A 22,280-nucleotide genomic window follows, 5' to 3' on the forward strand; every position below is an offset into this window, starting at 1 on the left:
TCACGACGGACAAGCGAACGCGTCCATCTCCGGCAACTGGAACGGGTTGACGCTGCTGTTCGCGCTCACGCGCAGCGCGAGCTTGCGGCCGTTGAAATCGAAACTCGCGACGAACGTCTCGGGCGCTGCACCCGGCGCAATCCGCGCGTGGTCGAAAAGACGTTGCAGTGCCCACGCGCCTTCGGTTTGCACGCTGTCGACACCGTCGCGGGTGCTGACCTGCAGGGTCACGAGGTTCGAGCCGCGCGCCCCGGGCCAGCGCACGGCCGCCGGCACCTGCGGACCGTGCGCGTAGCGCAGCGCCTGGCCGTCGATGTCGAGCGCGTATTGCGTGATGCCGGGATCGAGTTCGAGCGGCATGATTTCGAATTGCAACGAGGGCGCACTGGTGTTGCCCGGAAAGAACACGCGGCGAATCGTGTCCGCGTTCTGGAATGCGCTGAGCAGGCGCGAATCACCGGGTGTCCCGGACGTGCCGGCAATGCCTGCGTCGCGGCGAAACGCCCAGCGCTCGCGGCCCGTGTCCACCTGCGACGCCAGGTTCTTCTGGAAGAAGCTGTCCATCAGGCCGCCGCTCGCGAACAGGCGCGAGAAATCATCGAGGGCGACATCGCGGGTCGAATGACGCGCGAACGGATAGCGCCCGGCGATCATCTGCCGGCATGTCCGTCCGACGCTGCCCTGCGCATCCTGCGCGAGATTGCGCCGCGCGGCGCCGCCCACCTGCGCCGCGCCGCTTTTCGACAAATCCGTGAGCATCGCGCGCAACGGCATCGGCATGCGGCCAGCGTCGGCTTGCAGCTTGTCGAAGACGTCGGTGACAGGCGGCGCGTTGCCGCTCGCGAGCGCCGCGTTCGCCGACGACAAATAGCGATACAGCTCGTCAATCACCTGCAGGTTGCTGTCGAACGGCGCGGCGCCGGCGGCGGTGCCATCGGACGCGCCGACGAGCCGCCGCAGCGGCTCGAAGCGGTCGTCGACGATGGCTTCGGGCCGCGTGTCGGCGGCTGCGGGCGGCGTGTCGGTGACGGTCTCGCCGAAGAGCGCGCCGAGCGACTGCCGCGCCGCGCCAATGCGCTGCTGCAACGCGCCGGCAGCCGGTGCGCTGGTCTCGCGGGCACGCAGGAGGTGGGTTTCGTTCGCGGCGGCCTGCAGGAACTGCCGTAGCGGCGAATCGGGCGCCGACAGCGTGCGCGCGATCTGCATGCTGCGCGTGATCGACGGGCTATCGACGAGTGTCAGGTCGTTCAGGTAGGCATCCCACACGTCGGCGTAGTCATTCAGGTACGCGCGCCGCACTTCGAGCACGAGACGCGTGTGATCGACCGCTGGCGCGGCTCCCGCGCCGAGCACCCACGGATCTTCCTCCTGCAGCTTCACCGTGGCTTCGCCGACGCGTTTGTCGAATACGTCCCAGTAGCCGTCGTAGGTATAAAGCCGCGCGATGCCGTCGGTGAGCGGGCGCCCGCTCTTGCGCCTGAGCGCGAGCGCCGCCTGCGGTCCACCCGCGCTCGCCACGCTCACGGGCTCTCCCGCCATCGAGCGCAGCAGTTCGCGGCGCACCGTGTGATAGGCGCGCTCGCTCGCCGGTTCGCGCGCGAGCCGCTCGCGCACCCGTGCGACAAGGGCCGTATCGAGCGGAAACGGAGAAGCCACTGCGCGCGCGCCGAAGAGCCGCGCGAGATGCGCATCGAGGCGCTCGCGCGTCTCGCGGGTCGCGTCGCCGGGCAGCGTGCGTGCGGCGTCGAAGCTGAGCCAGGCCGTGACGAACGCCGCGTCGTAGTGCGCGGGGTCGTGCAGCATCAGGTAGGCCTTGAGTGCGTCGTAGGTGTAGTCGGGGTCGTCGGCGGGCGCGTTGGCGAGCAGTGCCGCGAGGCGGGAAGCGGCTTGCGGCAGCAGCTTTTCGTCGAGCGCGCGGCGGTACACGGCGTCGCTCGCGGCGCTCGGCCCGGCGCCTTCGAAGAGACCGAGACGGTGGCGCCATGGCGGCGCGGCGGGGTCGAAGGACGCGCTTCGCGGCAACGCATCCAGCGCGTCGAGCAACGGGGCGAGCGGGGGAAGGGCGTCGGCCTCGAGCGTCATGGAAGCTGGGATGCTGCGGGCGAACTCGGCGACATGCGCGTCCACTTCCCGCAGGTACGCGCGATTGTTCAGGTAGCTCGTGGTCCACCCGGCGAGGGCCGCGATCAGCATGATGCCCGCGAGCGCCGCGAGGCCGGCGTGCAGCAGGAAACGGCGGCGACGCTGCGAACGGCTGACGCCGGCAAAACCGGCGTCAGCAAAGAGCGCCTCATGCAGCAGGCGTTCGAGGAAATAGCCCTGCACCTGCGTGCGTCTTGCGGGCGCCGGCGCTTGCGCGCCGAGCCGGTCGCCGACTGGCGCGAGAACGCGGTCGATCACGGTCCCGTCCTGGCGTGCGCTCGCGAAGTAGAGGCCGCGCGCACGCAGCGCGGGGTCGAGCGGCGAATGGCGAAAGAGCGCCGCACAGAAACCGGCGAGCGGTTGCGCGAGCGTCGCGAACTGGCGCGGGAATAGGAACGCGCGGGCACGCGCCGCCGTGTCGGGGTCCGCGATCAGCACGTCGCGCAGACCCGCGTCCAAGCGTTGCGCCATCGCCGAGAAGGCACTCGCGAAGGTTGTGCCCACATTCGCATTGACGTTGGTATCGAAGGACATGCCCCACACCTGCGTCCGCTGCTCGGGCGTCAAATGCGCGAAATACTCCGCGAAGCCATCGATGCGATCCATTTTCGTCAGGCACACATGGATGGGCACGTCCATGCGCAGGTCCGCATGCAAGTGCTGCAACGTCCGTGCGAGGCGTGTGCCGAGCGCCGCGCGTCCGGGCTCGTCGAGCGCGAGCAGTTCGTCGATAGCGACCGTCAGCAGCACGCCGTTGAGCGGTTGACGCGCACGATGGCGCCGCAGCAGCGCGAGCAGCGCGTGCCAGAAGCGCTGCTCGCTTGCGTCGAGATAGCGGCCGGGCGTATCGATAAGCACCGCGTCGCTGCCGAGCCACCATTCACACTCGTGGGTCGGCTCGACGCGCTCGCCGGCCACGCGCGCTTCGTGATCCGCCAGCGACAGCGCGACGCCCCCGTTGACGAGCGCGGACGTCTTGCCCGACCCGCTTTCGCCGATGACCAGATACCACGGCAGGCGATAAGCGGCGCGACCGCTCAGCCGCTCGAGCCATGTGCCTTTGTGCGCCGCGCGCAAGCGCTGCAGGGCGGTGCGAAAGCGCGCACGCAGTTCGTCGAGGTCGGTGTTCTCGGGCGCGGCGGGACGACGCGGCAGCGCCGGACGCGGCGCGAACCGTTTGACGCGCGGCCAGGCCCAGGCGAGCAGCACGAGCGCGATCAGCGCGAGCCGCGCCGCGATGCCCGCGAGCGGACGCATCTCGCCGATCGCGAGCAGTGGACCGATCCACCAGATCAGCGCGGCCAGCGACAATACCCCGGCGAACACGAACGTGCCCCGTGAAAACAACCGTTTCAGCATCGTCATGGCGCGTCCGCTTCGGTGAGATTCGATGGCGCGGCCGAAACCGGAAACAACACGATTTCGACGCGGCGGTTATGCGCACGCCCCTCGGCGCTGCTGTTGGTATCGATTGGCATGTCGGCGCCGCGGCCGGCCACCGAGACGCGCCGCGTGGCCGGAAGCCCCGAAGCGAAGAGCCGTTCGCGCACGGCTTGCGCGCGCGAGAGCGATAAAGCGAGGTTGGAGACGAAGCGACGGTCGCGCAGCGGCTGGTCGTCGGTGTGTCCGGTGATGAATATGTCCGCATCCACGCGCTCGAGCACGCTCGCGACCCGCGCAATCAGCGGCAGGTAGGCTGCCCGTGCGACGTCGGAACCCGAGTCGAACAGGCCGTCGCCGCGGATCGCGATGACGGTGCCGCCGCCTTCGTCGCGCAGCGCGATGTTGCCGTCGCGCACGTCAGCGTCGAGCAGTCGTGCAAGGGCGGCCGGCAGCGTGGCCGGGCGGCGTGCGTCGAGGCCGGGCAGGCGGATCGCCTCGATCGATGCGCGCGTATTCGCGGCCTGGGCGTCGAGCGTGAGGCGAAACCCTGCGAACGCGATCCCGCCGATCACGCCCGCAATCACCGGCCACACCCACCAGGGCAGCGCCGGCCGCGTCGGGTACGCGGCCTCTCGCCCGGTCGCCAGCCACGCGGGCGACAGCGCTTGCGTATAACCGCCGCCGGTATCGTGCAGCAGCTTGTGCAAACGGCGCGTGAGCGTGTCGAGTTGTGCGGCGCCATTGCGGATCACCCGATAACGCCCCTGGAAGCCGAGCGCGAGGCACAGGAACTGCAGCTCGATGAGATCACGATGCGCCGCGACATCCGTCGCCACGCGCGCGAGCAACTGGAAGAACTTCTCGCCGCCCCAGGTCTCGTTGTGGAAAGCGACGAGCAGGCTCTGCGCCGACCATGCGCCCCCGTCGCTCCAGGGCGCGAGCGCGGCGGCTTCGTCGAGTGCGGTGCACAGGCAATAGCGCGCCCCGACGATGCGCTCGATCGGCACGCCCGCCTCCTGCGCGCGCGCCTGGAAGCTGCGGATCTCGCCGCCCAGGTAGTCGCGCAGGCGCTCGGGCGCGAGGCGCGTGCCCAGGCGCAGATGCGCGAGCACGTCGAAAAGCGGCGCAGCCGCGGCGACCAGCGGATTGGCAATGGCCGCCCGGCCGGACAATGGAACGAGGTGCGCGTCGGACATCAATTGCGGATCGCCCAGCATGCCATCGTCAGGCCAGGAAGGTCGCCCGCGACGTGCAAAGCGAGGCCACTCGAATTGTCCAGTTGCTTCCACAGCTCGCCGTCCGTATCGAGTTCGAAGTAATGGCAGCCCGCGTGATACGGAATCTGGCGCGGCGCAACCGGCAGCGCGCGCAACGCGATGCCCGGCAGGTGCAGGTGCACGAGCTCCCCGAGCCGCTCGGCCGGGCCGATCTTCACCTGCGCCGGAAAGCGCGCGCGCACGGTATCGGCGGGCAGATCCGCATGCACCGCGAGCACGAATCCCGCGTGACGCAGCAACTCGGGCGCGATGGCCTTCGCGACCCATACACGCTGCGCGCGCTCCTCCAGTTCGATTGCGACGGCGTTCTGTTCCAGCACCGTCGAGAGCGCGCGGCGCAGTTCCGCGACAAGCGGGCCGAAGCTCGCCTGCAGGTCGTCATGACTATAGGTGGGGCGCACGCGCGGGCGGCGCGTCTCGGTGGTGTAGGTGGCGAGATCGAACGCGAGCCGCAGCCATTGCTCGAAGAGCCGCTCGGGATGCACGTGGCCGAGCGCCTGCGCATGCGACGTATCGGCGAGGGCACGGTTGACGAGCGCGAGCAGCAGGAAGTCCGCCACTTCCGCGACGCCGCCCCGGCCCGGTCGCGAGATGCGTTGCGCGAGGGCGTCGCCGCGCTGTTCGAGCAGCCCGTGCACCTCGCCGATATACCCCGCGAGCACCGCGTGCCGGCTTGCGACGAGCATCGGCGGGATGTAGTGCGGCTCGAGTGCCAGCTGATGGTCGGCGCGCCGCTCCTTCACGCGCACAACGCCAAGGGCCTGCCAATCGTCGCCGAGCGCGGAGGCAAGCACGAGGAAGAGGCGCGGCCGGGCGAGCTGCACGCTCGCGGCGCCCAGCGCGACCGAGTTGGTATCGGCGATATCGCGCGCGAACACGCGATAGCGCGCGAGCGAAACCGGCATCTCCTCGAAGAGCGTCTCCTCGGCGCCCGGGCGGCGGATCGGCAAGGCAAGCAGCACGGTCTCGTCCTTCGCATCGGCGGGAAAGTCGAGCGCGGGCGGCAGTTCGTCGGGACTCGTGAGCAGGAACGGCGTGCCGTCGGGCAACACGCCCTGCGCCATCGACACCACGATCTTGCCGAGCGCGAGCGCCGCCGGATCGACCTCGATACCGGTAAAGCCCCAATACGCGCCCTGCAGGCCAACGCAGCGCTGCTCGATATAGCTTTCGACATAGCGCTCGAACTGCTGGAAATGCTGTGGCCGGAGGAACATGCCTTCGGACCAGACGACCTTGCTGCGCGAGGCGCCGGCGTCGTTGGGGGCGAGATAGTCGTGATTCATGGTGTGCGGGGATCGAGTGTGGAGACGGCCAGGCCGTTATCGCGGAGATCGACTTGCAGTGCAAAGCGCTGCGGCGAGGCGGCGGGCCAGAACGGCAGCCAGGGGTTCGACGCTTGTGTCGCGGGTAGTGTGGGTATTGCGATGACGCGCCGCCAGATGCGCCCATGCTGTTCCCGGTATCCGGCGACGATGCCGATCGCGTGCGCCGCCGCATCGCGCGGACGTTCGAGACGCCGTGTCTCACCCGGCAGCACGATGAATTGCGTGAACGCGACGAGGTCGTCGCCAAGCGTGGCTTTCGGGTCGTCCTGCAAGGCGACGTAACTCGCCATGTCGAAACGGCTGGCGTTCTTCAGTTCGTACACGCCGACGAGCACCGGCGCCGCGCGGCCGAGGCCGTCGCGATTGACGCCGGGGCTCACGTCGACGCGCACGTCATAGGATGCGGGCGAATGGGAGGGCGTGGCGGGCGTTGCGCTACAGGCGGCGAGCAGCCCCGCCGCGGCGATTGGCAGGAGCGAGCGCCATCGTGGAGAGCACATGCGCGCTCAGCCGGCAAGGTTGAGGATGTGCGTCTGGCTGGGCGCGCTGCCGGTGCCGATCGCGTTGGTCGAGTTCTGCTGGGTCGGATCGGTCATGCGCGTCGTCGGCATGCCGTGCAGCAGGACCGTGTTCGCGCCGTTGATGTTGCGCGAGGTCGACGAGACCGTGCCCGAACTCACGCCGCCCATCGAGCCGGGCGCGTCGCCGCTCGTGACCGGGATGATGGTCGCGAGATTGTGCGCGGGCGCGCCCGCGATCAGGATGTTGGCGACGTTCGGAATTGCCTGCACGCGCTGTGCCTTGTTGTCGTACGGAACCGGCACGCCGACGGGCGGCGTCAGGTTGACGCTGATGGCGTCGTTGGTGCCGGCGGCACTGGAATTGACCATGACCATGGGATGTTCCTAACCTAGATGGATTTGTTCGGCGTCGAGCTTGGACAGCCGCTCGCCGCTCAGGAGCAGATGTTTGCCGTGCAGTCGCGCGGTCTCGGTTGCAGCGTGATCGAGATGCGCCGTGCGCAGATGGTCGATGCGCTCGATGCTCCGAAAACTCGAACGGCTGATTTGCACGACGCGCTCGACTACCGTCTCGATCGTCCGGCCGATGAGCCGCAGCGCGCCAATGCGGCTTTCCACGTCGCCGCAATCGAACTCCGCCGCGTTGGCGCTCAGCGCGAGCCGCTCACCCTGTGCGCTCAATTCGCTCGCCGCGACGATGCGCACCGCGCGGCTCGCCTGAAGCACGAGATCGCCATCGATCGAGATGCGCGTCACGCCCGGGTTCGCACGTTCCAGAATGGCCAGCACGTAACGGCATTGCGGGTCGGCGTGGCTTACCGTCACGCGGTCACCGGGTTCCGGCTCGACCAGGCAACTGAATGCGCGCCGGCAGCGTACGGCGTGGCCATTGACGGCGACCAGCATCAGAGCGTCGTCGAGATGGGCGAGCACGGTGCCGACGGTGTCGGCCGCACGCGATGCGACGCGTTCGGGTTCAATTACGCTTTGAAACACTGTTGTAGCCTCATTCATGAGTGGAAGGGCGTGCGTTGCGGCGGATGGACCACGCGAGAGCGGCGGCATGCGCCGTGTCGTCCTCGGCGATGCCTTCGCGACGTGCCGGTGCGTCGTGCGCTCGTTGCATGCGGGTGCGCAGGAAGGTGGCGCGGCTGAAATCGGCGTGCGTCAACGTTGCGTCCGACAGGTCCGCGCCGTCGAAGCGGGTTCCGGCGAAGTGCGCGCGGCTTGCATTGGCGCGATGCATGACGGCACCCGACAGGTCCGCCGCGCTGAAGTCGGCGTCGCCAATGGACGCGTCGACCCACACGCTGTCCAGCAGGCGCGCGCCGTGAAAGCGCGCGCCGTTTGCCTTCGCGCCGAAGAAGTTGGCGTAGGGCGCATTGGCGTCATCGAATATTGCGTGTCCAAGCGCTGCGCCCTGGAAGTTGCACTGAGCGAGCGTGGCCGACGTGAAATCGGCGCCTTCGAGCCGGCTTCCGATGAACTGGCAACGCGGCATCGCCTGTCCCCGGAGCGTCAGTTCCGACAGATCCGATTCCGTGAAGACGGCGTTGTCGAAGCTCGCTCGCGCGAAGCGCGTCGTGCGCAGGTCGGTCCGGTAGAACAGGCATTGGCTGATTTTTGCGGCGGTGAAGTCCGCTTCGTCGAGCGTCGACTGGTCGAAGAAGCTGAGCGAGAGTTGCGCGCCGTTGAAGCGGCAGCGACCCAGGCCGTTGTTGAGGAACGCGACGCGCGTGAGCCGTGCGCCCGAAAAGCACGTGCCGTTCAACGGGGTTGTGAGGAAGCGGCATTCCTCGAGCACGCTGCCGCTCAGGTCCGCGCGCAGCCATTCGCCGCCGATGAAGACACTCTTCGCCATGTGCGCGCGGGTCAAATCGACGTCGGTGAACATGCAGTTCTCGAATACGCAGTCGTCGAGGCGCGCGCAGGCGAGCCGCGTGCCGTCGAACGTGACGTTCGAGAACAGCGCGCCGGACAGGTCGCAGTCGGCGAGGTCGAGCGGTCCGATCGAGCGTCCACGGATGGTTTCGCCGTCGCGGATCGCTTGCTGGAGTTGCTCGCGATCGGGCGTCATGCGCGTGCGCTCGCAAGCGGATGGAACACAGCCTGTTCCAGATAAGCGCCATCCAGTCGCGTTGCGCGATCGAGCGATGCCTCGGCCAGATCTGCGCGAAAGAGATTCGTCTCGCGCAAATCCGCGCCGCGAAGGTCGGCGCGCCGCAGGCATGCGTTGATCAGGTCGGCCCGCGATAACGCCGCGCCGCGCAGATCGGCTCGCACGAGATAGCCGTTCTCGATGCGCACGCTCAGCAAGCTCGCCGCTTGCAGGTTGGCATCGGAGAAGTCGCTCTGGACGATCGATGCATGATCGAATCGCGCGCCGCGAAGGTCCGCTTCGCGCAGGTTGACTTCGACCAGGACCGCCTGCGTGAAATCGGCGCCAGCCAGCACGGTGTCCTTCACAAAACACGCCTTTTTCAGCGATGCCATGTTGAAGTCAACGTCCCGCGCGATGGTCTCGACGAGTCCGAAGCCTTCGACGTCCGCGCCGGAAAAACAGGCCCGCTCGAGGTGGCAGTTCACGAAGGCGAGCTTGCGGATCGTGGCGCCTTTGAAGTTGGCGTCGCTCAGGACCTGTTCGGTGAAAGCAAGGTCGGCGAGTGTTGCGTTGCTGAAATCGGCGCTGTCGAACGTGCACTCGCGCAACTGCGCCCGTCGTATCGATGCCAGTCTGAAGCAGCAGCGCAAAAAGCGCGTGCGCTCGGCGACGCAGCCATCGAGCGTCGCGCCAGTGAAGTCCGTGTCCTCGCATTGCGCGAGCGACAGGTTGGCGGCGGCGAGGTTCGCGCCGGACAAGCGCGTGCGCGTCAGCGTGGCGCGTACGAGGACCGCGTCGGTGAGGGTTGCGTCGCTCAGGTCGGCGCCGGTCAGATCCGCGCTCTCCAGCAGCGCGCCCGAGAGGTTCGCGCCGCGCAAGTTCATGCCGCTCAGGTCCGCGCCCGTCAGGTCGAAGCCCGCTACGCAATCGCCCGCACTGATACGCGCGCGCAACGCCTGCGATGCCGCCGTGCTGAGCGAAGACGCGGCATCCTGATAATGCGCGGCGTGGCGGTATACGTCGCGCAGGCGGCGCCCGGCGTCGGGCATGCCGCAGCGCCTTACGTGTTGCGCCGATGGCACCGCCGGCGGACCGCGTCGCGCGTTGGGCAGCGGTTTCAATGCGGTACGCTTAGCTTCAACTTCCTTGCGCCTGGTTTCCAGCGCGGCGCGCTGTTCGCTCGCTTGCCGTTCACTGCGCGCCACGAACTCGGCGAGCTCGCTGAGGCGCGGCGGCGTGAATCCATCGCCTTCGAACGCTGCAGCGACGGCGGGCACCCGCGTGCCTGCAAGTTCGGCTTCCCGGCGCGCGCGCCGCATGAGGTTGCCCTGCCATGCGGACACCGAGGCCTGCGGCGCGTCATCGCGCGAGAGCATGGATTCGGGCATGAGGTCGGCGTCGCGCAACGCGTGCAGCACGCCATGCTCGGGATCGTGACGCAGGTCGAACACGTGCCGATAATGCCCAGCCGGTCGCGTGTCGCCGCATGTTTCTGCGGCGAGCAGCAGGCATTCGACGTCGCGCGCATCGAACTCGTCGATGACGGTCTCGCCATGAAAGATCATCGCAACACGCTCGCGATGCGGCACGAACCACGCGGTCGTCAAACGCATCGGGATCTCTTCGAGCGAACCGCTTTCGCGTCGCTTGATAAAACACCGGGCGCGCAACGCCGGCAAGACGCCGCGCAGCACCTCGCGTTCGGGATGCAAGCGCGTGAATTCGTAGGCGGCGGCGTTGGGCAGGGCCAAGTGCGCGGGCAACTGCTGGTCGAGCGGCGCGATGTTGAAATAGCGGCGATCGAGCGAGCGCGGAAAACCGGGGCGGTCCTCGTCGAGCCATTGCTGGTCGAGCTGGCCGTAGAGCGTGCGGCGCGCGGGCCAGTCGGCTGCGATCGGGGTAAAGCTGGCTGGCCTGAGCGGACCTGGAGCCGCGTATGCCACTTGAGGTGCGGATGGCGGCCCGGATGGCGATGTTGTCTGCGGTCCCGGAGCGAATCCGCGCCCGCGCGGGTTGTCCGCGAAACCCGGGCCACCGTAGGTGAGCGGCCAGTCGATCGGCAATTCGTCGAGGGGCGCGCGATCGCCGGTCACCCGCAAGCGCTTCTCGATGCCGGCAAAACGTGCTCCCACCTCGCACGCGTGAGCCGCCCCGCAATACTTGCCGTACGCGCGCGCCGAGACCAGGAACTCTCCGTGCGGCTTGGGCAGCGCCGCATCGAGCGTGTAGGCCCCGAGTTCTTCGCGCACGACGTCCCAGAGCGCGGATTCGCCAAGTAGACGTGGGGTGTCGCCGAGCGTCGCCAGGAGCGGGATCGCGATGCCGAGATGCTCACGCGCCGCGGACCGGTAAGTGCGGGTCAGGATGCCGAGGGAAGTGGGCTTGATGATTTTCATCGAGACACTCAGAACGTGACCGAAAGGCCGACCGTGTTGAACGACACGCCCGTCGCGCTGACGCTCGAGCCCACGCTGCTCACCGACGAGCCCGTCGCCGACACCGAACTGCCCGTTGCGGCGACGCTCGATCCCGTGGCGGTAACGAACGAGCCCGTCGCCATCACCGAACTGCCTATTGCCGACATGCTCAATCCGGTTAGACCGAAGGCGGCAGCGGCGATCGACACCATGTCGGCGGTTTCCATCAGCAGCGTACCGCTCACAATCATGGATGAATTGCCGTCAACGGTGCTGCTCGAGCTGCCGCCGACGGTCGTCGTTGAATTGCTCGCGACCGACACGCCCGAATTGCCGCCCACGCTTTGCGTTGCGTCCTGCGCGACCGCGATGGTGTGATTGGAGCCCACGCGATGCGTCATGTCGTGGCCGACGACGATGCCGTAGTCATGCCCGACGTTATGCGTCTCGTCGTTCGCCGTCGAGGCGCTGCGATCGTTGCCGACGGTGTACGTCTCGTTATTCGAGATGCTTGCGCTGTAATCGTTGCCGACACTGCGGGTTTCGTTGCGAGCGATGCTGGTTTGCGAATCCTGGCCTATGGCATAGGTCTCGTTGCGCGCAATGCTCGTGCTTGCATCGTTGCCGACCGCCCGGGTCGCGTTGCGGGCAATGGTCACGCCCTCGTCGCGGCCTATGTCGTGGCTCGCGTCGTTCTCGACGGAGACATCGTAGTTGCGCTCGGCGTGCAGCGCGAGTTGCTCGGCGCCGCGCTTGTCCTCGAAGCGCAGCATGTTGGCGTTGGCGCCCGTACCGCCCGGCGTGCGGGTCACGAAACCGCTCTGCGTCGCGGCATCCGGCAGCGCGAACGGCGGCATCTGCGCGGCGTTGTAGATGCGGCCCGTGATAAGCGGCCGGTCGAGTTCGCCGTTGATGAAGTCCACCACCACTTCCTGCCCGATGCGCGGCACGTGGATGCCGCCGTAGTTCGAGCCCGCCCAGGCATCGGACACGCGCACCCAGCAGGAGCTGTTTTCATCGCGCCGCCCGCGCCGGTCCCAGCGGAACTGCAGCTTCACGCGGCCGAATCGGTCGGTCCAGATCTCCTCGCCCGCCGGGCCCACGACGACCGCCGTTTGCGGCCCGCTCGCTTTCGGCACCGGCGTCACGCTCGGCGCACGATAAGGCACGGACGCCGGTTGCGCGACGAAGTCGAAGTCATAACGTGCCTCGCCACTGCCGCTTGCGTAGCCGCCTTCTTGCAGCCGATAGCGCACGCCGGCGAGCAAATATTCCTGGTTCTCAGACTGACGCGGACAGCGCTCGAGCGTGAAGCGAAAACCGGGCGCCGTCGCGCGCAAGTGCGTATGCGCCTGGGCTCGCGCGTGGCTGGCCTGCTCCTCTTCCAGCCGCATGCGCGCGTAGTGCTCGCCTTCGTCGGCGTCAATGTAGCCACTTTGCGGCACGTACTTCGCATAACTGCCGTGCTCGGCGGTGAGCGGTTGCGCGCGCAGTTGCGACAGGTCCGCATTCGGCTTGCGAAAGTCATAGTCGTCGACAGTACAAGCGCCCGTGCTGATCTGCGCGGCCGGCCGCCACGCGTCGATGCCATCCTCGTCGGGCAGGGCGAGACGCTCTGGCGGAAGATACGGCAAGGTGGCGTAGTGGGGCAGCGGATCGTGGGCGCTCATGTCGTCGGCGAGGACGAGCACTTGCTGGCCCGCCTCGTGACGAAAGAAGTAATAGATGCCTTCCTGCTCCATCAGGCGACTCGCGAACGCGAAGTCACTCTCGCGGTATTGCACGCAGTAGTCCCAACTTCGATACGTCGCGATCAGCCGCTCTTCCACCGCGAAGCCGTAGCTGCCGAACACCTCGCGCAGGATGCCGGTCACCGGCAGGTTCTGGAAGATGCGGCAGTCGCTGTTGAGCGAGAGATACCAGAGCCACGGACGCAGGGTGACTTCGTAGACATAGGAGCGTGAGGTCACCGTCTCGCGTCCGGCGAACTCACAGCGCGCGACGTGGCCGCCGAGATGACGCACGTCGCCGTTGGCTAGTGCGATGCGCAGATTCAATGGCTTGCCGAGCAGCGCATGCATGTCGATCGACGCGGACGGGCTCACGAGTTCCACCCTGAAGTCGTAAAGCGAAGACAGCGCTTCGTTGCCGTGCAGCGAGCGGAAGCGGAGCATGTCAGGGTCGAGCGGCGTGTCGGCCGTGATGATGTGATCCATGGTGGCTTCCTCAAAGATTTAGGGGGCGGGCGCGACGGCTTGCCCGGCGTTCCGGTGAGTAGGCGAGATCGCCGGCAACGTCGCGGCACGTGCGCGAGCCGAGCCAGCTTGCGAGCCCGAGCGGTTGGTTTGCGGCGCCGAGCGCCGCGCCGCGCATTTCGCTGGCGGCCAGCATCAGGCGCACGTCCCAGTCCCATTCGATGCCGCCGTAGTCCCGTACCCTTTGCGCGAGTTGGCGCGCGAGTGGCGTGCCGGGCAGCAGGCTCGCGTGTTCGTCCCGTGTCAGCGGGCCCAGCCTGATCTCGAACTTTCCCTGCGCCTCCCGCACCGCCATGCCGACGATCGCTCCACACCCGAGCCCGTTCGGCGCGCCGTGGCGTCCCAGTGCAGTGCGGCTGTTCGCGTCGACCATGAGCCACCGCGGCACCCATTCGACGATCTCGACCGGTACGCCGAGCGCCGCATGCAAGACGGCGCGCAAGCCTTCGGGGTTGCGCGTCTGCCTGACGAAGTGGCCGGCCATGAAGAAGCGGGCGTGATCGGCCCGGGAATCGCGTCGACGCAGCGACGGCTGGCCGAGGTGGATCAGGCACGCGAGGTAGTCGTCGAAGCGGGCATGGCCGGCGCGGTCCAGGCTGACCGCCGGCTGGGCATCGGCCCACGCGCGGTAGAACAGCAGGGTCAGGCGGTGATGGAACAGGTCGGCGAAAGCGGTGAGAGTGCCGTCGTCGTGATGGCGGGCACGGTCCCGAGCGTATTCGGTGAGGTGGAGCGGCAGCGGGCCGTTCGGGCCGAACAGGCCGAAGCCGTGGATCGAGACGCGAGGGGGACGGCTTTTGGGTTTGGGTTGGGGGCGGGTGTCGACGCCCGTGACAAGGCCGATACCCGCGGCGATCTTTCCTTGAGCCTTGGTTTCACCCCTTGCTTCGGACTTGTTGCCAGCCTCTGCTTCTGCTTCTGCTTCTGCTTCTGCTTCGGCTTCTGTTGATGCTTCCGCCAAGGCCCCGTCATCGGCAGCGGTCGCGGCCTCGGTTTCGCCAACGGTCCCGGCTTCGGCTCCGACTGCTGCCCCATCGGGCAGCGTCACGCTGGCGACCGTTGAAGGCGCGAAGGCAAGAGATGGCAGTTGGCCGATGCGCAGCGGTTCGTCATCCGGATGCGATGCGTGGCCGAGACGCACGGGACTGTCGCCACGCGCGTCTAGCCAGCGCAGCAGGGCGTACAGACCATGGGCGTGCGGCGCGTCGGCGACGCGTTGCCAGAAAGCGGCGATGCGCGCGTTCATGCGGTGGGACGCCGGCCGATACGCGCGGGCCACCGCCGGATCTCGCCGCGTTGTAGGGTGACGAGCACGAGTTCGCTGAAGCTGTTGAGCGACACGTGGCGCGCGAAGAACTGCTCCATCACTGCGCCGAACAGCCACGGGCTCGCGCCCGCGAACGCGAGTTCGTCGATCAACAGCGACACAGCGACGCCCCGGCCGAACATCAGCGGCCCGGGCTGAGGCAGTTGCCGCGTAACAGCTTCCACCGTGACAGCGCGAATTCCCTCGATCTGGGCTAGCGCGCCGGGCACGGCGGCGCCGGCATACAGTCCCAGCAATTCCCGCAGCGCTTTCGCACCGCTCGAGGCGTCGAGGTCGGCGAGCGTCAGGTAGTTGAGCCCGAGATGGCCGATGAGCCGCCATGTCGTGTCGTTCTCCGCGATAGCCGCCCGCGGCGACGTCGGCCCGCGTATCGCCTTGATTGCGGTGACCGGGGCTGAAATGCGAAGGGTGAAGTCGCTTGCGCTATCGAGTGGCATGGACAGCGGCAGATCACGGTTGGTGCACAGCGTCGCGGCGCCAATGTGGCGCAATGCTTCAGGAAACGGTGCGTCGTGCTGATCGACCAGCGACACGAACAATTCGCTGCCCACGTAGCCCGAACGCGGTGCGCGCCGACCTTGCGCGGGAATCACCCGCGGCTCGCGACGCGTCGAAAAATAGCGGCCGTGGTCCTCCGCAGTCGCGCCAAGCGCGCCGTAAAGCGGCCGGAACGCGAGCGACCTGCCGTGTTGTTGCTCATGCCCGGTAACTTCCGCGACGCTGTGAACCTCATAGTCGAGCGGACGGGTCCGGTCGACCACGAGATGATGCTCGTGCTGCCGCGTCGATACGGCGATGCGGTCGGTGCGCTTCGGGAACAAGTTGATCGCGGGCGTGCAATGGAGAGCGAGACTGCGCAGATCGACCGAGCGTTCGAGTTCCGGGTCGCTCGTCTTGAAGAGTATGGTGAGGACGAACGCATCGCCAGAGATGCGTTGCAGCGCCGGGCGCAAGTCGCCGATGCTGAAGAACAGGTAGCGTGCGGGAAACGCGAAGTACTCGTGCAGCAGGCGATAACCCTGAAACGCGTGCGACGTATGCGGCAGGAGCGCCTGTGTGGCGTCGAAACCCTCGTGGCGGATCGCGTCCGGCGCCAGCAGCGTACTTTCGCCACCCGACGCCGATGGCGATGCCGGATGACATACCACGCCGACTGTGTCGCCGAGAATGCGTTCAAGCAGCCGGAACGCCTGCGTCTCGGGACCGCTCAGAAAGAAGCCCAAACGTTCGATTGGCAGTTCGCCGACTTTCGCCAGGAACGTTGTGTCCAGGCGCAGACGCAATGCGCCGCGCACCTGGGCGCCGTCATTCATCCGGGCGAGCGGCAGGTCAACGGGGCGGCCGCCCATCCTGATCTCGGAGAGCGTCAGCGGCCACAACGTGACCTCGTGCGCGGTGCGGAACTCGCAAGGCGTCTGCTCACCGGGACTGAGTCCCGCGCGCATCGGCGTGCCGGTTGGCAGCGTGTAGCCGGCCAGCAGGCTGCCTTCGCGCAGGTTGGGCTGCATCGCGACGATCGCCATTGACGGCAACGGCGCCAGATAGTTGGGATAAACGATATCAAGCAAGCGCTGCGTGAAGCGTGGGAATTCGGCATCCATCTTGAGATGGATACGTGCGCTCAGGAAACTGAAACCTTCCAGCAGGCGTTCGACATACGGGTCGGACACGGCGCCGCCCTGCATGCCGAGGTGGCCTGCCGCCTTGGGGAAAGCGGCCGCGAATTCACCGCCCAGCTCGCGCAGGTAGGCAAGTTCGCGTTCGTAGTAGTCGAGCAGTCGCGCGTCCATCAGTCGGCTCCGGGTCCGGCGAGCGTGGCATGCCCGCTGTCGGCGTCGATCCGAGGCACGACGCGGATGTGTTCCTCGCCGTCCGGCGTGCGCCATGTACCTTCGATAGCAAGCGAGAGAGACGGGTGTTGCGCGTCCTCCGCCCGGGCGATATAGCGAACGTCGATACTGTCCGCCTCGATGCGCGGTTCGAAGCGCACGAGCGCCTCGCGCACGGCGCTCTCGATCGTGCTTGCGCCGGCCGCCGCGCCGAGCGCGGTGGTCCCGAAATTCAGCACGGAACGTCGTACGTGCGGATACGCCGCGAGACCGCACGACACTTCGAGCGGAATGCTGTTGAGCAGCCACCCGAGGTCGCGCAGAATCGGATCGCGCGCCCGCGTGTGCGCCTCGTCGCTGCCGGTCAGTCGATCGAGCAGCGACGCGCGTGCACCGGAAGGAGGCCGGCTCACGCGCGGCTCCATGAACGGACGGCACGCACCGGACGGAAGGGGGCATTCATGCTCAAACCTCGCGGTTTTCCTTGATGTCCCAGCCGAGGATGCTCTCGCCACCCTTCGTACCCTGGTCGGTCTGCTCCCAGTATTGCTTGCGCACCTTCGCCGCCTGGAAGGCATAGTTCACCTTTACCGCTTCCGATCCCTTGTCCGCGCCCTGCAGGACCGACGTGACAAGCACTTCCGAGAGCGTGATGCGAAGGTATTCGATCTGCGTGCCACCCGCCTTGCATACCGAGATCTCGACCTTCGGCAAATGCCGGCCGTTCGCGCAGTACTTCAAAACAGCAGGCGCGGCCTTGTCCATGAACGTCTCGACCATCAGGTCGTTGAAGCTCACCTTGCCGATACCGCCGCCGCTTCCCGTCGACATGCTGCCGGGTTGAGCCGCACCCCAGGAATACGACTGGATATCGATCCAGCCCTTGTGGTTCGCGTCCTTCGATTCGCCGGTCACGCCGTCTACGCGCATGTACATATCTACTGACATGGTCCATCCTCCTCGTTGTGTTGCTGATTGAAATTAACGACTTGATTGCAATGCGGGAACCGCGGGCTGCCCATGAGTGAGCGCAGGCAAGCGCGACACGAGTCGCAGCGACACCGTCAGCCCTTCGAGCTGGTAATGCGGCCGCAGGAAGAACTTGGCGCCGTAAAAGCCTGGATTGCCCTCGACTTCCTCAACCACCACGTGCGCTGCCGCCAGTGGTTTCCTCGCCTTCGTGTCCTGCGACGAATTGACGGGGTCGCCATCGACGTAGTTCATGATCCAGTTGTTGAGCCACGCCTCCATCTCGCCGCGTTCCCTGAACGAGCCGACCTTGTCGCGCACGATGCACTTCAGGTAGTGCGCGAAGCGGCAGCAGGCGAAGAGATACGGCAAGCGAGCGGCGAGCCGCGCGTTGTCGGTAGCGGTCGGATCGTGGTATTCAGCGGGCTTTTGCAGCGATTGCGCGCCGATGAACGCGGCGAAGTTCGAGTTCTTGCGATGCACGAACGGCATGAATCCATTGCGCGCAAGCTCGGCCTCACGCCGGTCGCTGATGGCGATCTCGGTCGGGCATTTCATGTCGACGCCACCGTCGTCGGTCGGGAACGAGTGCGTGGGCAGGCCCTCGACGGCACCACCCGATTCGACGCCGCGAATCGACGTGCACCAGCCGTAGTGCTTGAACGACCGGTTGATGTTGGCCGCCATGGCGTAGGCCGAGTTGATCCACGAATAGCGCTCGTGGTTGCTGCCGTCGGTGTCTTCCTCGAAGTCGAACGCGTCGACGGGATTCTCGCGTGCGCCATACGGCAAGCGCGCAAGAAAACGCGGCATGGTCAATGCCAGGTACCGCGAATCATCCGATTCGCGCAGATGGCGCCACGCGGCGTACTCGCTGTTCTGGAAGATCTTGGTCAGATCACGCGGGTTCGACAGTTCCTGCCACGACTCCATTTGCATCACCGCGGGCGAGGCGCCCGTCACGAACGGGCAATGCGCCGCCGCGGCGATCTTTGCGAGTTCGCCGAGCATCTCGACATCGGGCGGGCTGTGGTCGAAGTAATAGTCGCCGACGAGGCAACCAAGCGGTTCGCCGCCGAACTGCCCATATTCTTCCTCGTAGACCTTCTTGAAGAGTGGGCTCTGGTCCCACGCGACGCCCTTGTAGCGCTTGAGCATGCGTCCGATTTCCTTCTTTGTGATCGGCATGCAGCGGATCTTCAGCAGCGAATCGGTCTCGGTGTTGTTGACGAGATAGTGCAGCCCGCGCCACGACGATTCGAGTTTCTGGAACGTCTCGTCGTGGATGATGGTGTTGATCTGCGTCGAAAGCTTGCGGTCGATTTCCGCGATGATCGCGCGGATGGTTTCGTAGGCGTCGTTGGACATGACGACCGCATTCTCGAGCGCCTGGAACGCGAGCGTACGCACGGCGCCGTCGATCGCTTCTTGCGCCTGTTCAGTGCGCGGGTTGAACTCGCGGATCAGGACTGCGGAAAAGGCTTCGGCATCTTCCCGTTCGATGACATTTGCATGATTCATTGACGATGCTCCTGACTGTTCAAGGTGATTGCCGCGTTCATTTCCCTTCCTCCTTTTTTTCTTCCATTCCGGAGCCTCGGGCTTTCGGGGCACCGGTGAGCGCGGCGAGCAGCTTTGGATTGGCGAGCGCCTGCGCGATCAGCTCTTCCGCGCGGCTCTTGCCGTCCATGTAGGAGAGCAGGTTCGACAACTGCGAGCGTGCCTGCAGCAACTGGTCGAGCGCAGGAATCTGGCGCGCGATGCTCGCCGGCGAGAAGTCGTCGATGCTCTCGAAGCGCAGGTCGACGGCGAGGTGTCCCTCGCCTGCGATGTCGTTCTTTACGTTCATCGCGACGCGCGGTTCAATGGCCTTGAGCCGTTCGTCGAAATTGTCGATGTCGATTTCCAGGAAGCGGCGTTGCTCGAATTCGGGCAAAGGTTTCTCCGACTGTCCCGCGAGATCGGCGACGACGCCCATCACGAACGGGATCTCGACCTTGCGCTCGCTGCCGTAGAGTTCGACGTCGTATTCGATCTGCACGCGCGGCGCGCGGTTGCGGGCGATGAACTTCTGCCCGGTCGCCTGCTTTGCCGATAGGGTGTCCTTTGCCATCGTGGTGCTCTCCCTGAAGTTGTCGGTTGATTGCGTTGTCGCGCTCAGCCAGTCCGGCCGGCAAGCGCTTCGATCTGCGGCAGGGCCTCGGGCACCATGTCGCGGACGATGTCGTGGAAATTCATCTGCAACAGGCGCTGGGCCCGCCGGATCAAGAGCGGCGCCGGATGCGCGGGCTCCGCGGCTTCGAGGTAGGCGCAGACTTGATCGAGCGCGCGCACGGCGTCGGCGCGCGAGCCGAGCGTGCCTGTTTGTGCGGCCGCCACCGGCACGAACGCCGGTTCGGAACGTTCTCCGATACGTTGTCCGAAACGTTGTCCGTTAGGTTCGATGTGCTCTGCGCGCCCGGACGCCGCCGCTTCCGGCTCGCGCATGGCCTCGGCCACGATGCGCAACATGCCGGTTACGGCGCTCGAGTCAGGCACCCACGATGCATCGAGCATCGTGGCGACGCGCGACTCGGTCCGCTTGATCATGCCGAGCAGCGTGTGGACGATGCCAAGCTCGGCATGCGCGGCCTTGAGCGCCGAGCGCAGCGCCGCAGCGTCTTCGAGCGGAGCGGGCAGGATCGTGCGTGTTGTGCCGTTCGCAAGCAACGTAGCGGCGTCGCCCAACGTGATGGCGCCGGTTTGCACATGCAGCAACGTGGCGTTGCGCAGGCTGGCTCCAAGCGTCTGTGCATCGGTCAGCGACGCGAGCGCGTTGACGCGCGCCATGGGGTCGGATTCACCGGCTGATTCGACTTGCGGATGAACCTCGTCCCAGTGCCGCTCGAGCGCGTCAGCGGCGAGCGCGAGACCGTTCGCGTAGCCTGCGAGCCCGTCGATCTCCGTCCAGGCAAGCGTCAGCAGCGCGATCACGCGCAGGTCAGTGGTGCGTTCGAGCAGGCGCGTGGCTTGCCGCTCCACCTGTCGCCAGTCGGGCGGGACGGCTGCGATCACGGCGTCGCCAAACTGTTGTTCGCGCTTGCTGATCGCCGCCTGCTGCAATTCGATGAACGCCGTGTCGTACTCAAGATTGGCGCCGCACGGGTGCGTCGGGGCTGGCTCGTTTGAGGCGCGAACCGCTGCGTATTCCATAAGCTTTTCCACGTCTATTTCGTCGCCGCCGTTAATCGGGTAAGCCGCTCTTTTAAGACTTAATTGGATACTTCTTAATTCGTCATCTCTTAATTCACTATTTTAAGATCACAATTTTTTCAAGCCCCGCCGGCTATTCCTATTCGTTAATCCAGCGCTTTTTCAGATGCATTGAGACGTTTCTTGAGTCAACGTCTTTGCAACAGGCGTGTTTTTGCAAGCCGATGCGCGTGGCGGCGTGGGTAAAACGATTCGTATTGGATGCGAAGTAGTAGGATGCGTAATAATTAGTTCGAGGTGATATTAATGCGATTGTTTTGGTAATGCAAGCCGCATGAGCGCACTGTTTCAATTCGGCATGCAAAATGACTTGGCGATTTAATGATTGCTTCTGGTTATTCACAATTATCGTTGAAGGCAAGCGCTAAAATAAACTATTCAGTTGATGTTTCTCCCCGAATCTCAATTCCGGCATATCGTGCTTAACGTCGACTCAAAAGGCGTAACTGTTGAATTGATGTCAATGAGAGCGGGCCGCAACGGCTGCGCGGGCCCGATGGTTTTACCGAGTCGATATTCACACTGTTGGAGCTGATTGATTTTGTGCCGAAGGACCATTCATTGCGCCCGATTCGCAGCCGGCTCAATCTTGCGCTTAAGCGCAGGGACGACGTTTGCGCGGATGTACGAGACTGACGCGAGAGGTGGTCGGCCATGCATTGCACCGGAGAAGCTGGCGCGGGCACTACGGGTGCAGGTGTCGTGCTCGAATCGTAGCGAGCGCACGTGGATGGAACAAATTTCCTGCAACATGTTGTTCCGGTGGTTCGTCTGCCTGCCGATGCAAGGAACGGCTTGGGGCCATTCGACGTTCAGCAAGAGCCGTGACCCGTAGCCCGCGAACGTATTTCACGCATTTCAAAGGTGCGAACTCAGCAATAGCCTGTTCCGTCGCCTTGTTACAGGCCGCAAAGCCCGCCCGGCCGGGCTTTGCGGCCTGTCTGCCGTCAATACGATCAGCGCATGGCCGCAAGCACCGGAGTGCTACAATAGTCGGCTTTCCGGCGCTCCCGGCGCCACGGCAGCAGGCGGGACGACAGCAGGCCAATGTGCTTTCATATTGCTTGCCATGATTTGTTTCATACCTTGGCTATTTGCCTTAAAGGTGCCCTAAAGGTGCCCTAAAGGCAGCGCAGCATGCGCTTGCTACCTTGTAACTGGCCGTTTGAGCTGTTTGTACCAGCCATATGTACTACGCTGTCCGGTTGCATCAGACCGGATCAGGCAGAAATTCGCAGAGGTCGAAGCCTTGCGAGTTCGAAGTCCGCGCGTTGATCGTCGTTTGCCGGTTGCATCGACGAAACATGCGGTTCTTCTTCATCCGATGTCCATGAGCGGTGGAATGACCGCTCGCGCGCCGCTCCGGCGCATTTTTAGCGAAAGCGAAAGCCACCAAAGTCACCATGCCCGATTCCGTCGCCACGAACCCGTCCGCCGCTTCATCCGACGCCGCACTCGGGGCTGATTCCAGCACTGAAG

The 22,280-nt window shown here is 65.7% G+C and carries 17 protein-coding genes and 1 pseudogene; 1 reads left to right on the top strand and 17 read right to left on the bottom strand.

Annotation, left to right across the window (positions count from 1 at the left end; genetic code table 11):
- From tssM to tssA, 16 genes are read right to left on the bottom strand one after another with little or no spacing between them, the layout of a single operon-like run.
- A complete protein-coding gene (gene tssM / locus BSU04_RS11270) occupies positions 1-3,507 on the bottom strand; it encodes a type VI secretion system membrane subunit TssM (protein ID WP_089160681.1) in 3,507 nt (1,168 codons plus the stop codon).
- Positions 3,504-4,742 (bottom strand): type IVB secretion system protein IcmH/DotU, encoded by a 1,239-nt coding sequence (gene icmH / locus BSU04_RS11275; protein ID WP_089160682.1) that lies wholly within the window; start codon positions 4,740-4,742, stop codon positions 3,504-3,506. Before icmH ends, tssM begins: the two co-directional genes overlap by 4 nt.
- A complete protein-coding gene (tssK, locus tag BSU04_RS11280; RefSeq protein ID WP_089160683.1) occupies positions 4,721-6,088 on the bottom strand; it encodes a type VI secretion system baseplate subunit TssK in 1,368 nt (455 codons plus the stop codon). The genes icmH and tssK overlap by 22 nt, the downstream gene beginning before the upstream one ends.
- Positions 6,085-6,630 (bottom strand): type VI secretion system lipoprotein TssJ, encoded by a 546-nt coding sequence (gene tssJ, locus BSU04_RS11285; protein WP_089160684.1) that lies wholly within the window; start codon positions 6,628-6,630, stop codon positions 6,085-6,087. The genes tssK and tssJ overlap by 4 nt, the downstream gene beginning before the upstream one ends.
- A gap of 6 nt (positions 6,631-6,636) precedes the next feature.
- The gene (locus tag BSU04_RS11290) at positions 6,637-7,026 is read right to left on the bottom strand and encodes a PAAR-like domain-containing protein (RefSeq protein ID WP_089160685.1); all 390 of its coding nucleotides are present in this window, start codon (positions 7,024-7,026) and stop codon (positions 6,637-6,639) included.
- Positions 7,027-7,035: 9 nt separating this feature from the next.
- The gene (locus BSU04_RS11295) at positions 7,036-7,647 is read right to left on the bottom strand and encodes a DUF3540 domain-containing protein (RefSeq protein WP_256982496.1); all 612 of its coding nucleotides are present in this window, start codon (positions 7,645-7,647) and stop codon (positions 7,036-7,038) included.
- Between the two features lie 10 nt (positions 7,648-7,657).
- A complete protein-coding gene (locus BSU04_RS11300; protein WP_089160687.1) occupies positions 7,658-8,728 on the bottom strand; it encodes a pentapeptide repeat-containing protein in 1,071 nt (356 codons plus the stop codon).
- Positions 8,725-11,148 carry a DUF2169 family type VI secretion system accessory protein gene (locus BSU04_RS11305; RefSeq protein ID WP_089160688.1) on the bottom strand — a complete coding sequence of 808 codons (2,424 nt, stop codon included), beginning with the start codon at positions 11,146-11,148 and terminating at the stop codon, positions 8,725-8,727. The genes BSU04_RS11300 and BSU04_RS11305 overlap by 4 nt, the downstream gene beginning before the upstream one ends.
- A gap of 8 nt (positions 11,149-11,156) precedes the next feature.
- Positions 11,157-13,385 carry a type VI secretion system Vgr family protein gene (locus tag BSU04_RS11310; RefSeq protein WP_089160689.1) on the bottom strand — a complete coding sequence of 743 codons (2,229 nt, stop codon included), beginning with the start codon at positions 13,383-13,385 and terminating at the stop codon, positions 11,157-11,159.
- 10 nt (positions 13,386-13,395) lie between these two features.
- Positions 13,396-14,670, bottom strand: a complete 1,275-nt coding sequence (gene tssG / locus BSU04_RS11315; RefSeq protein ID WP_089160690.1) for a type VI secretion system baseplate subunit TssG — start codon at positions 14,668-14,670, stop codon at positions 13,396-13,398.
- Positions 14,667-16,541: a type VI secretion system baseplate subunit TssF gene (gene tssF / locus BSU04_RS11320; RefSeq protein ID WP_089160691.1), complete on the bottom strand. Its 1,875-nt coding sequence runs from the start codon at positions 16,539-16,541 to the stop codon at positions 14,667-14,669. Before tssF ends, tssG begins: the two co-directional genes overlap by 4 nt.
- Positions 16,541-16,993: a type VI secretion system baseplate subunit TssE gene (locus BSU04_RS11325; protein WP_179258290.1), complete on the bottom strand. Its 453-nt coding sequence runs from the start codon at positions 16,991-16,993 to the stop codon at positions 16,541-16,543. The genes tssF and BSU04_RS11325 overlap by 1 nt, the downstream gene beginning before the upstream one ends.
- Before the next feature lie 52 nt (positions 16,994-17,045).
- The gene (locus BSU04_RS11330; RefSeq protein ID WP_089160693.1) at positions 17,046-17,528 is read right to left on the bottom strand and encodes an Hcp family type VI secretion system effector; all 483 of its coding nucleotides are present in this window, start codon (positions 17,526-17,528) and stop codon (positions 17,046-17,048) included.
- 33 nt (positions 17,529-17,561) lie between these two features.
- Entirely contained in the window at positions 17,562-19,070 is a 1,509-nt protein-coding gene (tssC, locus tag BSU04_RS11335; protein WP_089160694.1) for a type VI secretion system contractile sheath large subunit, read from the bottom strand.
- Positions 19,071-19,107: 37 nt separating this feature from the next.
- The gene (gene tssB / locus BSU04_RS11340; protein ID WP_089160695.1) at positions 19,108-19,662 is read right to left on the bottom strand and encodes a type VI secretion system contractile sheath small subunit; all 555 of its coding nucleotides are present in this window, start codon (positions 19,660-19,662) and stop codon (positions 19,108-19,110) included.
- Positions 19,663-19,706: 44 nt separating this feature from the next.
- Complete coding sequence (gene tssA / locus BSU04_RS11345) at positions 19,707-20,753, bottom strand: type VI secretion system protein TssA (RefSeq protein ID WP_144021197.1); 1,047 nt, start codon at positions 20,751-20,753, stop codon at positions 19,707-19,709.
- 531 nt (positions 20,754-21,284) lie between these two features.
- On the opposite strand from tssA, the pseudogene BSU04_RS11350 reads away from it, so the two are divergent.
- Positions 21,285-21,630 (top strand): annotated as a pseudogene (locus BSU04_RS11350) (transposase); the annotation flags it as partial.
- A 381-nt stretch (positions 21,631-22,011) separates the two neighbouring features.
- On the opposite strand, the gene BSU04_RS11355 reads toward BSU04_RS11350, so the two are convergent.
- Positions 22,012-22,275 carry a hypothetical protein gene (locus BSU04_RS11355; RefSeq protein WP_089160697.1) on the bottom strand — a complete coding sequence of 88 codons (264 nt, stop codon included), beginning with the start codon at positions 22,273-22,275 and terminating at the stop codon, positions 22,012-22,014.
- Positions 22,276-22,280 lie beyond the last annotated feature (5 nt).

This window comes from Caballeronia sordidicola, from assembly GCF_002220365.1.
In the GTDB taxonomy this organism is placed as follows: domain Bacteria; phylum Pseudomonadota; class Gammaproteobacteria; order Burkholderiales; family Burkholderiaceae; genus Caballeronia; species Caballeronia sordidicola_C.